We start from the raw sequence: 14,066 nt of genomic DNA on the forward strand, positions 1-14,066 counted from the left end.
CGGACCATCAGGTCATGATCTGACCTAATGGATGCCTAGGTTCTTCCCATGCCTTCTTCCGTACCCCCGTCGCCCACGGCGCCGCACCTCGCTCCGCCCACTCCGCCCACGCCGCCCGCACCGGTGAAGACAGCGTTGGCGTCCACGCCCGCCCCGGCCGACCGGCGGCGCTGGTTCGCGCTGGCCATCGTGATGACCGCCGCCTTCATGGACCTGGTCGACGTCACGATCGTCAACATCGCGATCCCCAGCATCCAGCGCGAGACCGGGGCTTCGGTCTCCGCGATCCAGTGGATCACCGCCGGCTACGCCCTCGCGTTCGCGGCCGGACTGATCACGGGCGGCCGCCTCGGCGACATCTACGGGCGCAAGAGGCTCTTCCTCGTCGGCATCGGCGGATTCACGCTCGCCTCAGCCCTGTGCGGCCTCGCGGGCAGCCCCGAGATACTGGTCGCGGCCCGGATCCTCCAGGGTGCGACGGCGGCCCTGATGGTGCCCCAGGTCCTCTCGATCGTGCACGCCACCTTCCCGGCCCATGAGCGCGGCAAGGTCTTCGGCCTCTTCGGCGCGATCGTCGGGCTCGGCGCGGTCTCCGGTCCGCTGCTGGGCGCCCTGCTCACGGAGTGGGACCTCTTCGGGCTCGGCTGGCGGCCGATCTTCCTGATCAACCTGCCCGTCGGGATCGCCGGACTGATCCTCGGCGCGAAGTTCATCACCGAGTCGAAGGCCCCCAGGGCGGTCCGTCTCGATCTTCCCGGCGTCGCCCTGATCACCCTGGCGATGCTGATGCTCATCTACCCGCTCACCCGGGGACACGAGCTGGGCTGGCCGCTCTGGGGCCATCTCTCGATGGTGGGCAGCCTGTTCGTGCTCTGGGCGCTGGTCGCCTACCAACGGCAGAAGGCGCTGCGCGACGGCTCGCCGCTGATCGAGCTGTCCCTGTTCCGGGTCAAGAGCTTCGCCGCCGGCATCGCCGTGCAGCTGACCTTCGGCGTCGGCCTCGGCATCTTCTTCTTGGTCTGGACGGTGTACATGCAGACGGGTCTCGGCTGGAGCGTGCTGCGCGCCGGCACGACGGGCATCCCGTTCTCCGTCGCCGTCTCGGTGGCCGCCGGGATCTCCGTGCAGAAGCTGGTGCCCCGCTTCGGCCGCAAGGTCCTCCAGGCCGGTGCGCTCCTCATGATCGCCGGACTGCTGATCTACCTCTGGGAGAGCGAGCGGTACGGGATGGGCATCACGTCCTTGCAGATGGCCGTCCCGCTGGTGGTCATGGGTGTGGGGATGGGGCTGATCGTGGCTCCGCTGACCGACGCGGTGCTCTCCGAAGTGCCCAAGGAGCACGCCGGTTCGGCGTCCGGGCTGATCAACACCGTGCAGCAGATGGGGACGGCGCTCGGTCTCGGCCTGGTGTCCGTCGTCTTCTTCGGGGCGATCGGCGACCGACTGACCCCCGATGAGGTCGGCCCGGCGTTCGTCGACGCGTTCCAGCAGTCGCTGTGGTGGGTGGCCGGGGTGCTCTCGGTGATCTTCCTGGTGATGTTCGCGCTGCCCGCCCGACCGCGCGCCCACGTCGAGGACGAGGCCCGCGTGGGGGTCGTCGCGAGCGCGGAGGGTGCCGCGAACCTGGAGGGCGGCGCGAACCTGGAGGGCGGCGCGCGCTGATCCGTGTGGGCTGCGCGCCCCGGCCCCGCGTCCGTGGCGCGGCCGGCCCGGCTCTGACCGACCGTCCAGTGACCGCCCCCCCAGCGACCGGCCTCGGCGGCGAACCCGCCTCGGCCGGTCACCGGCGGTTCGGGTCAGCAGATCCGGGTGCGGCTCTCCATCGCCGCACGGGCGGTGTGCTCGTTCTCGTACACCTCGCACATGTGGCGGCCGTCGGGCGTCGCCGTGTGCTCGACCTCCCACAGGCTCGTCTCGCTGCCGTCCAGCAGCAGGAACGCGTGCTCGTAGAGCGTGAAGCCGGCCGGGCGGCCGTCGACCCGGCACTGACGTCCGAAGATCTGGGTGATGTGGTGGGCGAACGCCGACCGGAGCAGTCGTGTCTTCTGCTCGCCCGGCCGGTCGGCGTTCTCCGCGCGGCGCAGCACCCGGCGGGCGTGGTCCGCGGAGTTGTCGGGGGCGTACGTCCGGGGGAGCGGGACCGGCGGGGCGGACATCAGGACCGTCAGCATCTCCAGATCGCCCTGCCCCTCCTGCACCCCCTCGTCGCCGAAGGCCGGGGAGTCGGAGAAGCTTCCCGCGAGCCGGGACGCGGCGACGCGGGCGTCGCCCTCGTCGTCGTACAGCTCGTGGCTACGCGGTATCCGCACGTCCCGGCCTCCGCTGTGCACCAGCTCCCACAGAGTGAGGGCGGAGCCGTCGGCGAGGAGATACGTGTGACGGTAGGTCTCGCGGTGCAGCACGGAACTGTGGTGCGACGAGTGCAGCGAACTGCTGTGGGCGAGCGCGGTGCCGAGTCGGTCGACCGTGCTGTCGGGAAGGTCGAAGGAGTTGAGGGCGCGTCGCAGGAGTCGGTCGAGGTGGTGCTCGGTTGTCTCGTACGGATCGCTCAAGGTGGTGTCTCCAGGCCGTCGCCGCGTGTTACTTGGTGCGTGCTTAACGTAGTCCCTGGGTCCGACATCGTGACCGGGGTTCGTGAAAACGTAGGGCGCACGCAGAAAGTTCCCCGCGTATTCCGGGCGCATTTCGGGCGCTTGGGGTGAACTCCCTTACGCAGATGGCGAGTCGGTCGCCCGCACGCCCTTCGCTCACGCCGCACGCCCCTCGCTCACGCCGCGCGCCACAGGTTCCGCCGACCGGATCGGCCACCGGCCACCGGCCACCGGCCACCGGCCATCGACCATCGACCATCGGCCACCGGTCACCGGTCACCGACCGCCGTGCGAGTGCGTGCCGCTAGCTAGCCGCCGTACAGCTCCGTGTACGAGAGGAGCCTGCCGCCCGGCCCCTCGGTGCTCCGGGCCGCCCGCACGGCCTTGACGATGGCGCGCGCCAGGACGTCGGCGCCCGCCACCAGGATCTCGTTGACGGCCGCCGGGTCCCCGGGTGGCACCCGCACCTGCCCGGTGGCCAGGGTGAACACGGTGTCCCCGTCGGTCAGCAGATGGACCGGGCGCACCGCGCGGGCCAACCCGTCGTGTGCGGTGCCCGCCAGCTTCTGGGCCTGCGCCCGGGTCAGGTCCGCGTCCGTGGCGACGACCGCGATCGTCGTGTTGAACGGCGGGGCCGCCCCGTCCCCGGCCGCCTCCGTCGCCTCCCGCTCCCGTGCGAGACGCCGCCCCGCCGCGGCGTGGACCTCGGCCGAAGGGTGGGCCGGCGGCTCGCCGGCCCCGTACTCCCCGAACAACACCCCGGTCCGGGGGTCGACCACCGAGCCCGCCGCGTTCACCGCGACGAGGGCGGCCACCGTGACCCCGGAGCCGAGGCGGGTGCTCGCCGTGCCGATGCCGCCCTTGAGCTGCCCGGCCACCGCGCCGGTGCCCGCGCCCACGCCGCCCTCGGCCACGGGCTCCCCGGCCCGGGTGGCAGCCGCGGCCTCCACCGCGGCGCGGCCGGTCGACGCGTCGGGGCGGGCCCGCCAGTCGCCGCCCCGGCCGAGGTCGAAGAGGGCGGCGGCCGGAACGACCGGTACCACCTGGGTGGGTCCGGCGCCGACCCGGACGCCCCGGCCCCGCTCCTCCAGCCAGGCCATCACGCCGGACGCGGCGTCGAGCCCGTACGCGCTGCCGCCCGTGAGGACGACGGCGTCGACCCGCTGCACCAGATTGCGCGGGTCCAACGCGTCCGTCTCCCGGGTGCCCGGCCCGCCGCCCCGTACGTCCACGGCGGCCACGGCCCCGCCCTCGGGCGCCAGGACGACGGTCGTTCCGCTCAACGCGCCCGCCCCGGCGACCTCGGCGTGGCCGACGCGGATTCCGGCCACATCGGTCAGCGCGTCCAGCGGAATCGGGTGCTCAGTGGGCCCGGTCCCGGGGCCCTCGGCGTCGTCCTCGCGGTTCACGGGGATCATCGTGCGACTCCTCCGGTCGGGGTCGGGGCCCGCGGGGGTGCGAGCCGATGTGCTGCGAACGTACCGGTGAGCGGGGCGCGGTGAGCCCGAAGCGCCCCACCCGGGCAAGGAGACCCTTGCGACTGTCCGGGCGACCCGCTCACCCTCCCACCCCCCAAAATAGGTTCAATCAGCCCAAACAGTCCTACGGTGGCCGGGTGACCGAGCCCTCAGAAGCCACCGCAGCAGCCGAGCCCGACGTCCCTGACGGCCCTGCGGCCACGCCTCCCTCCGCTACCGGCCCCCGGTCCGTCACCACCCGGGCGACGCTCGTCGGCGTGGCTGTCTCCGCCCTGCTGATCCTCGCGATCGTGCTCGGCAGCCGTATGCTCCGCAACTTCGACTCGGCCCTCCTCCCCTACGCCGTGGCCACGGTCTTCCTCGCCTTCGGCGTCGCCTACCGGTACACCGTCTGGATCTCCGCCCCCGGGGCCCGGCGCCTCTTCAAGCAGGGCTGGCGCAGCCTCTTCTCCCTGGACAACTTCCGCGGGGCCCCCACCGCCCTGCCGAAGATGATCGCCACCTATCTGGGCTTCCAGAAGTTCCTCGGTGCCCGCTCCCACGCCCGCTGGGCCGCCCACCAGCTGATCTTCTGGGGCTGCATCCTCGCCGCCCTGATCACCTTCCCGCTCACCTGGGGCTGGTTCACCTTCACGTCCGGCAGTGGATCGGGACCCGGCTACGAGATGCGGATCTGGGGCTTCAAGATCCTCGGATTCGACTCGCTCAACGTCCTCGGCTGGCTGATGTTCCACGGCCTGGACATCGCCGCCGTCCTCGTCATCCCCGGCGCCTCGTACTTTCTGTGGCGTCGCATGAAGGACCGCGGCGCCGCCACCGGCCAGCGCTTCGCCTACGACCTGGTGCCGCTGATCGCGCTCATCGTCATCTCCGTCACGGGGCTGCTGCTCACCTTCTCCTCGATCTTCCTGCACGGCGGCGGCTACCAGTTCCTCGCGATCCTGCACATGGTGTCGGTCGTCTTCACCCTCATCTACATCCCGTTCGGCAAGTTCTTCCACATCGTCCAGCGACCGGCCGCGGTCGGCATGCAGCTGTTCAAGTACACCGGCCGCAAGGACGACGAGGTGTTCGCCTGCCGCCGCTGCGAGGAGCCCATCGACACCGGCCCCTACGTCGAGAACCTGCGCGGCACCATGCGCGACCTCCGGCTCGACTTCGACTCCTGGGCCGAGTACTGCCCGCGCTGCAAGCGGGTGCTTCGCGGCAGCGCCTATCTCTCCCATGTGAAGAAGGGCTTCAAATGACCGCGGATCCGCGAGCTGCCTCCGACCGCCGTACGTTCATCCCCCTGGACCCCTCCCTCACCCCTCCCGGCACCCGCGCCTTCCGGGACGCGGGCGGCATCCCGGCCGACAAGTGGCACGCCGACCAGAACGGCGAGACGCTCGTGCCGACCCACTGCTGTTTCTGCGGTGTCCAGTGCGGGATGTATCTGCGGGTGGACCGCGGCGGCAAGGTCTTCGGTGTCGAACCCCGCAACCACGACATCAACCGGATGCGGCTCTGCCCCAAGGGCATCAACGCCTACCAGCAGGTCAACCACCCCGACCGGCTGACCGCCCCGCTGATGCGCCGCTCCCGCGACGAGGAGTTCCGCGAGGTCTCCTGGGAGGAGGCGCTCGACTTCACCGTCTCCGAGATCAAGCGCATCCAGCGGACCCACGGCAACGACGCCTTCGGGCTCCTCGGCGGGGCCAGCCTGTTCTCCGAGAAGACCTATCTGGTGGGCAAGTTCGCCCGGGTCGCGCTCAAGACCCGGCACGTGGACTACAACGGGCGCCTCTGCATGGTCAGCGCCGCGGGCGCCAACAAGCTCGCGTTCGGCATCGACCGGGCCGGCAACCCTTTCTCCGACATCCTGCTCACCGACTGCCTGCTCATCGCGGGCTCCAACGTCGGCGAGTGCTTCCCCGTGATGACCCAGTACGTCTGGGGGGCCCGGGACCGCGGGGCCAGCCTCATCGTCATCGACCCGCGCGAGACCGCCGTCGCCCGGACCGCCGACATCCACGTCGCCCTCAAGCCCGGCACCGACTCCGCCTTCTTCACCTCCGTCCTGCACGTCGTCATCGAGGAAGGGCTCACCGACGAGAACTACCTCGCCGCCCACGCCACCGGCTGGGAGGAGGTCAAGGCCAAGGCCGCCGAGTACCCGCCCTCCCGTGCCGCCGCGATCTGCGGGATCCCCGCCGAGCAGATCGTCCAGGTCGCCCGGACCTTCGCCCGCGCACCCAAGGCCATGGCCTGGCACGCCCGGGGCATCGAGCACCACTCGCAGGGCGTCGAGAACTGCCTCACCGTGATCAACCTCTGCACCGCCACCGGCCACATCGGCAAACCCGGCGCCGGCTACGGCACGATCACCGGCCAGGGCAACGGGCAGGGCGGCCGCGAGCACGGCCAGAAGTCCGACCTCCTCCCCGGCGGACGCTCCATCATGAACGAGGAGCACCGCCGCCAGATCTGCGAGATCTGGGGCATCGAGGAGTCCGACCTCCCGCCCGCCGGGACCTCCATGATGGAAATGGTCTGGCAGATGCAGCGCCGCGAGATCCGCGGCCTCATCGGCATCTGCAACAACCCCTTCGTCTCCCTGCCCAACTACCGGGTGGTCAAGGAGGGGTACGACACCACCGAGTTCCACGCGCAATTCGACTTCTTCCTCTCCGAGACCGCGGCCAACGCCCACGTGGTCTTCCCCGTCACCACCTGGGCCGAGGACGAAGGGGTGATGGCCAACGCGGAAGCCCGCGTGGTCAAGCACAACAAGGCCCAGGACCCGCCGCCCGGCGTCCGCACCGACACCTGGGCGATGTGCGAACTCGCCCGACGGCTCGGCGTCGGCGACAAATTCGACTTCCCCGACTCCCGGTCGGTCTTCGACGAGTTGCGCGTCGCCTCCGCCGGCACCGTCAACGACTACTACGGCATCACCTACGAACGCCTGGAGGAGACCGGCGGCATCGCCTGGCCCTGCCCGACCACCGACCACCCCGGCACCCCACGCCTCTTCGAGGACGGGAAGACCTACCACCCCGACGGCAAGATCCACCTCCAGGCCGTCGAATGGCACCCGCCGATGGACCCGTACGACGACGAGCACCCCATGTCGCTCACCACCGGCCGTACCGTCGCCCACTTCCTCTCCGGCAACCAGACCCGCAGGCTCGGCGCCCTCGTCGAACAGACCCCGCGACCCTGGGCCGAGGTCCACCCCTCGCACGGCTTCCGCAACGGAGAGCCCGTCCGCGTCGTCACCCGGCGCGGCAGCGAGGTCTTCCCCGCCCTGGTCACCGAGGCGATCCGCCCCGACACGGTGTTCATCCCCTACCACTGGCCCGTCCCCACCGCGGCCAACGCCCTCACCATCGACGCCCTCGATCCCCGGTCCAAGATCCCCGAGTACAAGGTGTGCGCCTGCCGCATCGAGCACGCCGAGCGGATCGACGAGGTCCCCGCCCCGCCGGTCGCTCCCGGCCACGTCGCCTACCCGGAGACCCAGGTCTCCCGTACCGACCCGCTGCCTCCCACGGCCCCCCAGGGCCGTGGGACCTCGGAGAGGAGCTGAAGCCCCATGATGGGCAGAACGATCTTCATCGACCCGGGGCGCTGCATCGGCTGCCAGGCCTGTGTCTCCGCCTGCCGCGAGTGCGACTCGCACCGCGGCACATCGATGATCCACCTCGACTACACCGACGAGGGCCACTCCGTCGCCTCCCTCCCCACCGTCTGCATGCACTGCGAGGACCCGGTCGCCCCGTGTGCCGAGGTCTGTCCCGCCGACGCGATCCTGGTGACCGCGGACGGCGTGGTGCAGCAGGCCGACACCACCCGCTGCATCGGCTGCTCCAACTGCGTCAACGCCTGCCCCTTCGGCGTACCGAAGATCGACCTCCAGGCGAAGCTGCAGATGAAGTGCAACCTCTGCTACGACCGCACCGCCTACGGTCTCGCCCCGATGTGCGCCACCGTCTGCCCGACCGGAGCTCTCTTCTACGGAACCGTCGAGGAGCTCCAGGCGGAGCGCCCCGGCGTCCAGGTCGCCGACACCTTCGTCTTCGGCGAGACCGAGGTCCGCACCGGTGTGGCCATGGTCGTCCCCGCCGAACGGGTCCAGTGGCCGGTACCCGGCGGGCTTCCCGTCGTCGAGATCAACGGGAAGGACGTCCGCCGATGAGCGTCACCGATCAGCAGCCGGGTGGAGAACACCCGAGCGGGGGAGACCCGCGCGAGGCCCTCCAGGACCGGATCGCCGCCGACTCCCTCACCACCCGACGCGACTACCTACGGATCGTCACCACCGTCTCCGGCGGTCTCGCCGTCGGCGGCATCGGGGTGGCCGCGGGCATGCTCCACCGTCACGGCGACGGAGAGGAGGGCAAGGCCCCCGAGGCGAGGCGCATCGCCGGGCGACTCCTGCCCGGCGAGTCGATCGCCTTCCGCTACCCGGGCGAGGAGGACCGGGCCGTCGCCGTCCGCCTCGACGACGGTACCCTCGTCGGCTACTCCGCCGTCTGCACCCACCTCGCCTGCGCCGTGCTCTGGCGCAAGGACCGGGGGAGCGAGGGCGAGCTGTACTGCCCGTGCCACGAAGGAGTCTTCGACGCCAGGTCCGGAGAGGTCACGGCGGGGCCGCCACCACGCGGTCTGCCCAAGGTCGCGGTCATCGAGCAGGACGACGGCAGCATCTGGGCCGTGGGGACCACTCGCTCCGGCGAGAGCATCGAGGGAGGCCTCTGCCGCCAGCTCGGTGGCGACCGCCCCGACCTCGCCTCCCGCATCGGCTGCCCCGACATCGGCGGCGGAACCGAATCCCCGCCCCGGGCCGCCGGCGCGCGAGAGCCCTCCGCCACCGCTGAGAACCCGGGCAGGCGGGCATGAGCGACACCCCGCACCCCGAACAGCCGCTGCCGCCCCCCGGCAGCCACTACCCCACGTACCACCCCGGCAGCGCCGATCCCGAACTGAACAGGCCCGTCCACGAGCGGTATCCGCAGATCCGCCCCACCAGCGGATACGGGGACCCCCGCGTCCGGCACACCGGCCCCGGGCCCGGAGCGGGCACCGACCAGGACCCCGAGCGCTCCTCGAAGCTGACCGCCCGGCTCACCCTCGCCATGACCGTCGTCATCGGCCAGCTCTGGGGACTGACGGTCCTGATCGACGAGTGGATGGAGGGCAACACCGGTACGGCCTGGTGGGGGGCCGGCTTCCTCTGCCTGTCGTTCCTCGTCGTGCTCGGGCTGTGGCTCATCGACCCGAAGGACCGCTGACACCCGCCGCCCGGCTCCACGGCGGCTCACACCTCGTGGTGAGCCGCCGTACCCTGGAGACATGAGCGCCGCCCCCGCCCCCAGCCCGCGCGATGCGAAGCAGCAGCAGCCACAGGAGCAGCCGCACGAGGAACCGAAGCCCAAGCCGGTTCTGGACTTCGACGATCCGCTGGACCGGCAGTCCGCGGACGATACGGACCAGGGATGGGGCGAGCGGCCTCTCTCCGCCGGTAGCGCAGCCGACCTCGCGCGCTTCCTGGACGAGAAGCCGCCCCACCACATCTGAGCGATGGCCCGGAGGACTACCGGTCCTCGCGCGGGCCCGCGGCTGCCCCGCCCCAGCCGCCCAGCCCTTCGCCCGAGTCCGGCCCCGGGGAGCCGGGCGCGCCACCGGTGCGCTGCGCCACGAGGGCGTCGCGGATCTCCTTCAGCACCTCCAGCTCGCTCACCTCCATCGTCTCCTGCCCGCCTTCCTTGGCGGCCTGCATCGCCGCCCGCCTGGCCAGGTACTTGGCCATCGGCAGCACCATCAGGAAGTACACGACGGCAGCGGTGATCAGGAAGCTGAGGGCGGCGCTGAGCACCGAGCCCCACAGGATCTCGATCCCGTCCATCTCTCCGGTCTTCGGGTCCGTGGTGCAGGGGCCCTGGAGGCAGGAGCTGTAGCTGTCCAGGTCCTGGGTGCCGAACGCACCGACCAGGGGGTTGATGACGCCCTTGACGACAGCGTTCACGATGTTGGTGAACGCGGCACCGATGACGACAGCCACCGCGAGGTCGATCACGTTGCCGCGCGTCAGGAAGACCTTGAAGCCCTCCAGCAGACTGACCTTCTTCTCGCTCACAGGTGAGCCTTCCTTCGCATGGGCGGTAAGGGGAGCAAACTGCTCCACCACCCAAGGCGGGAGAGGGCAGCCCTGTCCAACCCACTGGCTCTCCCGGGTGACGTGAGAAGGCGTCAGTTCGCATCGGACACCGCCACGGCCAGCCGACCCGAAACGCCCGCGCCCAGCAGCGCCGTGGCAGTCGACCGCTCCACGGACAACACCACCAGCGCCCCGGCCTCCGCCCCGGCGCCGGAAACGTCCGCCGCTGGCCCCCCGGATCCTGCGGCCGCGTGCGGCACCTTCGCCACGCGCACCCCGCGCGCCACCACGCGCGCTTCGTCGCCGGTATCACCGACCGCGATCACATCGACCCGGTCCCCGGGGCGCAGCAGCCGTACGGTCTCCGGGTCCGCGATCCTGACCGGCGCGGAGACCAGCCGCACGGACGACCTGCCGGCCCCCGGCGGGGCCTCCGGTGGGCGGGCCTCTCCGTCGGCACCGCTCAGACCGGTGGTGGCCAGCGCGGCACCCGCCAGCGCGAGCCCCGCAGCCGCCGCCCGCCGCTGTCGGCGCAGCATCCGGCGCAGCCGGTCCGCCCCACCGCCCCGCACGCGCACGGGCCCGAACGGCCCCACCCCGCACGGCGCGGGCACCGGCGCAGGAGGCGGCGACGGACACCGGGACGGGGACCGAGACGGCGAAGGGAACCGAGACGGGAAAGGAGGCATGGACGCGGAAGCCGGAGCCGGAGCCGGAGCCGGAGCGGGAGCGGATACGGACGTGAGCGTGGACGAGTGCGGGGAAAGCGAAGGGGACGTGGACGTGGACAGGAACGTGGACGGGGGCGGGGACGTGGACAGGAACGGGGATGGGGACGCGGACGTGGACAGGAACGGGGACGTGGACATGGCACCACCTCGATTCGGGCGGACGAGGGCAAGGGGAAGGAACGCGAAAGGGGAGTCCGGACCGGTCGATCCGGCCGAACTCCCCTCACTCTCCCCCGCCCACGCAGATCCCGCTGAGGCCTGTGGACAGTCCTCGCGCTGGGGATAACTCCGTCACCCGTTCCGGCGCGGTCCGCCCTGTCCGAGCGGCGGCGATGGCCGTTACGGCAGAGCGATCCCCGTGTCGATCCCGTCCAGGGCGTGGGCGCACGTGCAGTTGCGGCTCTCGCTCTTCGGCAGCCCGGCCACCGCGTCGAACAGCACCGAGCGCAGCCGGTCCACGTTGGCCGCGAACACCTGGAGCACCTCCTCGTGCGAGACGCCCTCGCCCGCCTCGGCCCCCGCGTCCAGGTCGGTCACCAGGGTCATCGTCGTGTAGCAGAGGCCCAGCTCACGGGCGAGGACCGCTTCGGGGTGTCCGGTCATGCCCACGACCGACCAGCCCATCGCCGCGTGCCAGCGCGATTCCGCACGGGTCGAGAAGCGGGGGCCCTCGACGACCACCAGGGTGCCGCCGTCCACCGGCTCCCAGTCGCGTCCGCGAGCCGCGGTGAGTGCGGCCCTGCGCCCCTCGGGGCAGTACGGGTCGGCGAAGCCCAGGTGGACGACGTTCGGCACGGTGCCGTCGGTCCGGGTCTCACCGTCGTAAAAGGTCTGCACGCGGGCCTTGGTGCGGTCCACCAGCTGGTCGGGGACGAGCAGGGTGCCCGGCCCGTACTCCGGCCGCAGCCCGCCCACCGCGCACGGGCCGAGCACCTGCCGGACCCCGACGGAGCGCAGCGCCCACAGGTTGGCCCGGTAGTTGATGCGGTGCGGCGGCAGGTGGTGGCCGCGTCCGTGGCGGGGCAGGAAGGCCACCCGCCGGCCGCCCAGCTCGCCGAGGAAGACCGAGTCGCTCGGCTTCCCGTAAGGGGTGTCCACGGAGACCTCGGTGACGTCCTCCAGGAAGGAGTAGAAGCCCGAGCCGCCGATGACACCGATCTCCGCGGAACTCCCGGTACCCGCCGTACCCGTACCGGAGCCCGATTCGTCAAGTGCGTTCGCCATGCGGTCACCGTATCCGCAGGCGCGATTCCCGGGACGAACGCCCGGACCCCGCCGAGTGGCCTCGGCGGGGTCCGGTGAAAAGCAGATGGGGCGTACGCGGGCTCAGGCGGCCGACGTACCGCTCGACGAGGCCGGCGCGGAGGCCGACGACGAGGAGGAGCCGGACGAAGAGGACGACGACGTTGTCGCGCTCGCCTTCGTCTCGGAACCCGACGACGAGGACGACGCGGAGTCGGACGACTTCGAGGCCGCCGTCGCCGGCGTGCTGCTCGACGAGGAGCCGCGGCTGTCGTTCCGGTAGAAACCGGAACCCTTGAAGACGATGCCGACCGCGGAGAACACCTTCTTGAGGCGTCCGTCGCAGCTCGGGCACACGGTCAGGGCATCATCGGTGAACTTCTGCACCGCCTCGAGGCCCTCGCCGCACTCGGTGCACTGGTACTGATAGGTCGGCACTTGCTCCTCCTGGCACTCTCACTCAATGAGTGCTAACGACGCTCCATACTGACGTATTCCGTTGAATCAGTCCACCGTGACCGGCTCGCGGTGACCGATCGCACGTGCGACGGTGCGCCCCGAGGGCTTCGGAGTCAGCCGCGAACGCAGGGCCAGCAGGGTCATCAGCGCCAGCACGGTTCCGGCCAGAGGCACCAGGAAACCGGTGCTCGCGCCATGGGCGTCGGCGAGTTGCCCCGCCACGGTCACGGCCGCGGCCTGTCCGAGCGCCACGGCGCCCGTCAGCCAGGTGAAGGCCTCGGTGCGGGCGGTGGCGGGCACCAGCGCGTCGACCAGGGTGTAGCCACTGATCAGCGCCGGAGCGATGCAGAGGCCGACCAGCAGGCCGAGCCCGGCCAGCAGCGGCACCGAGTGCACGGCCCACAGGCCGGACGCGGTGAGGGTCAGCGCCACGTACCCGATGATCAGCCGTCGACGCGGGCTGCTCTTCCAGGCGATGGCGCCGCAGGCGATGCCGGCCAGCATGTTGCCCGCCGCGAAGACCCCGTAGAGGACGCCGTTCACCCCGGGGTGGCCGATCTCCTCGGAGAACGCGGTCAGGGAGACCTGCATCCCGCCGAAGACCGCGCCGATGCCCAGGAAGGCGACGGCCAGGACGCGCACACCCGGCACGGAGAGCGCCGAGGCGTGCGGCTCGGCCGCGGTGGCCGCGTTGCGAGGGGCGGGCTGGGTGGCGCGCTGCGCGGCGAAGAACAGGCCGCCGACCAGGGTCAGGGCGGCTTCCGTGATCAGACCGGCCGCCGGGTGCACGCCGGTGCAGAGCGCGGTGGCGATCACCGGGCCGAGTACGAACGTGAACTCGTCCGTCACCGACTCGAACGCCGCCGCGGTGGACATCAGCGGAGAGGCGGGCCGGTCGGGGGTCGCCCCCAGCATCGCCGCCCAGCGGGCCCGCACCATGGGGCCGATCTGCGGGATGGAGGCGCCGGTCGGCACGGCGGCGACGAACAGCGCCCACAGGGGGGCGTCCGCCAGCGCCAGTACGGTCAGGGCGCTCACGGAGACGGTGTGGAGGAGCACTCCGGGCAGCAGGACGGCACGCTGACCGAAGCGGTCGGCGAGCTTGCCGCTCTGCGGGGCGAACAGCGCCATGGAGACGCCGGAGACCGCCGCGACGGCACCGGCGCTGCCGTACGAGCCGGTCGTGTGCTGCACGAGGAGGACGATGCCGATGGTGAGCATCGCGAAGGGCTGCCGTGCGGCGAAGCCCGGGAGGAGGAAGGTCCACGCACCGGGGGTGCGCAGGAGTTGCCCGTATCCGGGGCGGTCGGAGACCGTGGTCGCCACGGTCCTTGCCTTTCTGCCGCCTGGTGGCCCTGCTTCCCGGCGCCCTTGTGGGGCGGGCCGGACGGAAGCGGCCGAGAGCTGTCCTCTTCGCGCGGAA

Annotated in this window: 14 protein-coding genes; 7 read left to right on the plus strand and 7 right to left on the minus strand. The window is 71.5% G+C overall.

Annotated elements, in window-relative coordinates; translation table 11 throughout:
- Positions 1 to 48: 48 nt before the first annotated feature.
- Entirely contained in the window at positions 49 to 1,662 is a 1,614-nt protein-coding gene (locus AC3CH1_RS08975) for an MFS transporter (RefSeq protein ID WP_488462424.1), read from the plus strand.
- A gap of 134 nt (positions 1,663 to 1,796) precedes the next feature.
- On the opposite strand, the gene AC3CH1_RS08980 is transcribed toward AC3CH1_RS08975, so the two are convergent.
- Together AC3CH1_RS08980 and AC3CH1_RS08985 are read right to left on the minus strand one after the other, a co-directional pair.
- Entirely contained in the window at positions 1,797 to 2,552 is a 756-nt protein-coding gene (locus AC3CH1_RS08980; protein WP_488462425.1) for a DUF6227 family protein, read from the minus strand.
- A gap of 347 nt (positions 2,553 to 2,899) precedes the next feature.
- Positions 2,900 to 4,009 (minus strand): P1 family peptidase, encoded by a 1,110-nt coding sequence (locus AC3CH1_RS08985; RefSeq protein ID WP_488462426.1) that lies wholly within the window; start codon positions 4,007 to 4,009, stop codon positions 2,900 to 2,902.
- A 197-nt stretch (positions 4,010 to 4,206) separates the two neighbouring features.
- On the opposite strand from AC3CH1_RS08985, the gene AC3CH1_RS08990 reads away from it, so the two are divergent.
- The 6 genes from AC3CH1_RS08990 to AC3CH1_RS09015 all read left to right on the plus strand — a co-directional run bounded on the left by AC3CH1_RS08990 (position 4,207) and on the right by AC3CH1_RS09015 (position 9,631).
- A complete protein-coding gene (locus tag AC3CH1_RS08990) occupies positions 4,207 to 5,316 on the plus strand; it encodes an MFS transporter (RefSeq protein WP_488462427.1) in 1,110 nt (369 codons plus the stop codon).
- Positions 5,313 to 7,640 (plus strand): molybdopterin oxidoreductase family protein, encoded by a 2,328-nt coding sequence (locus tag AC3CH1_RS08995; protein ID WP_488462428.1) that lies wholly within the window; start codon positions 5,313 to 5,315, stop codon positions 7,638 to 7,640. Before AC3CH1_RS08990 ends, AC3CH1_RS08995 begins: the two co-directional genes overlap by 4 nt.
- Positions 7,641 to 7,646: 6 nt before the next feature.
- Positions 7,647 to 8,249, plus strand: a complete 603-nt coding sequence (locus AC3CH1_RS09000) for a 4Fe-4S dicluster domain-containing protein (protein WP_003968479.1) — start codon at positions 7,647 to 7,649, stop codon at positions 8,247 to 8,249.
- A complete protein-coding gene (locus tag AC3CH1_RS09005) occupies positions 8,246 to 8,953 on the plus strand; it encodes a QcrA and Rieske domain-containing protein (RefSeq protein ID WP_488462429.1) in 708 nt (235 codons plus the stop codon). Before AC3CH1_RS09000 ends, AC3CH1_RS09005 begins: the two co-directional genes overlap by 4 nt.
- Entirely contained in the window at positions 8,950 to 9,345 is a 396-nt protein-coding gene (locus tag AC3CH1_RS09010) for a hypothetical protein (protein WP_050358817.1), read from the plus strand. The genes AC3CH1_RS09005 and AC3CH1_RS09010 overlap by 4 nt, the downstream gene beginning before the upstream one ends.
- A gap of 61 nt (positions 9,346 to 9,406) precedes the next feature.
- Positions 9,407 to 9,631, plus strand: coding sequence for a hypothetical protein (locus AC3CH1_RS09015; protein ID WP_488462430.1), 225 nt, complete (start codon positions 9,407 to 9,409; stop codon positions 9,629 to 9,631).
- A 16-nt stretch (positions 9,632 to 9,647) separates the two neighbouring features.
- Here AC3CH1_RS09015 and AC3CH1_RS09020 read toward each other — a convergent pair whose 3' ends face one another.
- From AC3CH1_RS09020 to AC3CH1_RS09040, 5 genes are all read right to left on the minus strand, one after another.
- Positions 9,648 to 10,190, minus strand: a complete 543-nt coding sequence (locus AC3CH1_RS09020; RefSeq protein ID WP_488462431.1) for an MscL family protein — start codon at positions 10,188 to 10,190, stop codon at positions 9,648 to 9,650.
- Between the two features lie 113 nt (positions 10,191 to 10,303).
- A complete protein-coding gene (locus AC3CH1_RS09025; RefSeq protein ID WP_488462432.1) occupies positions 10,304 to 10,900 on the minus strand; it encodes a hypothetical protein in 597 nt (198 codons plus the stop codon).
- Between the two features lie 381 nt (positions 10,901 to 11,281).
- On the minus strand, positions 11,282 to 12,166 hold the full coding sequence (locus AC3CH1_RS09030; protein ID WP_488462433.1) for an S-methyl-5'-thioadenosine phosphorylase: 885 nt from the start codon (positions 12,164 to 12,166) through the stop codon (positions 11,282 to 11,284).
- A 102-nt stretch (positions 12,167 to 12,268) separates the two neighbouring features.
- Positions 12,269 to 12,622, minus strand: coding sequence for an FmdB family zinc ribbon protein (locus AC3CH1_RS09035; protein WP_488462434.1), 354 nt, complete (start codon positions 12,620 to 12,622; stop codon positions 12,269 to 12,271).
- Between the two features lie 66 nt (positions 12,623 to 12,688).
- Positions 12,689 to 13,969, minus strand: coding sequence for an MFS transporter (locus AC3CH1_RS09040; RefSeq protein WP_488462435.1), 1,281 nt, complete (start codon positions 13,967 to 13,969; stop codon positions 12,689 to 12,691).
- Positions 13,970 to 14,066 lie beyond the last annotated feature (97 nt).

The sequence above is a fragment of the Streptomyces sp. MGP-P1 genome (assembly GCF_057766565.1).

What these genes read in the sequence shown, in the direction of transcription:
- AC3CH1_RS08975 (WP_488462424.1), top strand. Translation starts at nt 49, where the DNA reads ATGCCTTCTTCCGTACCCCCGTCGCCCACGGCGCCGCACCTCGCTCCG.
- AC3CH1_RS08985 (WP_488462426.1), bottom strand. Translation starts at nt 4,009, where the DNA reads ATGATCCCCGTGAACCGCGAGGACGACGCCGAGGGCCCCGGGACCGGG.
- AC3CH1_RS08995 (WP_488462428.1), top strand. Translation starts at nt 5,313, where the DNA reads ATGACCGCGGATCCGCGAGCTGCCTCCGACCGCCGTACGTTCATCCCC.
- AC3CH1_RS09000 (WP_003968479.1), top strand. Translation starts at nt 7,647, where the DNA reads ATGATGGGCAGAACGATCTTCATCGACCCGGGGCGCTGCATCGGCTGC.
- AC3CH1_RS09005 (WP_488462429.1), top strand. Translation starts at nt 8,246, where the DNA reads ATGAGCGTCACCGATCAGCAGCCGGGTGGAGAACACCCGAGCGGGGGA.
- AC3CH1_RS09010 (WP_050358817.1), top strand. Translation starts at nt 8,950, where the DNA reads ATGAGCGACACCCCGCACCCCGAACAGCCGCTGCCGCCCCCCGGCAGC.
- AC3CH1_RS09015 (WP_488462430.1), top strand. Translation starts at nt 9,407, where the DNA reads ATGAGCGCCGCCCCCGCCCCCAGCCCGCGCGATGCGAAGCAGCAGCAG.
- AC3CH1_RS09025 (WP_488462432.1), bottom strand. Translation starts at nt 10,900, where the DNA reads ATGCCTCCTTTCCCGTCTCGGTTCCCTTCGCCGTCTCGGTCCCCGTCC.
- AC3CH1_RS09030 (WP_488462433.1), bottom strand. Translation starts at nt 12,166, where the DNA reads ATGGCGAACGCACTTGACGAATCGGGCTCCGGTACGGGTACGGCGGGT.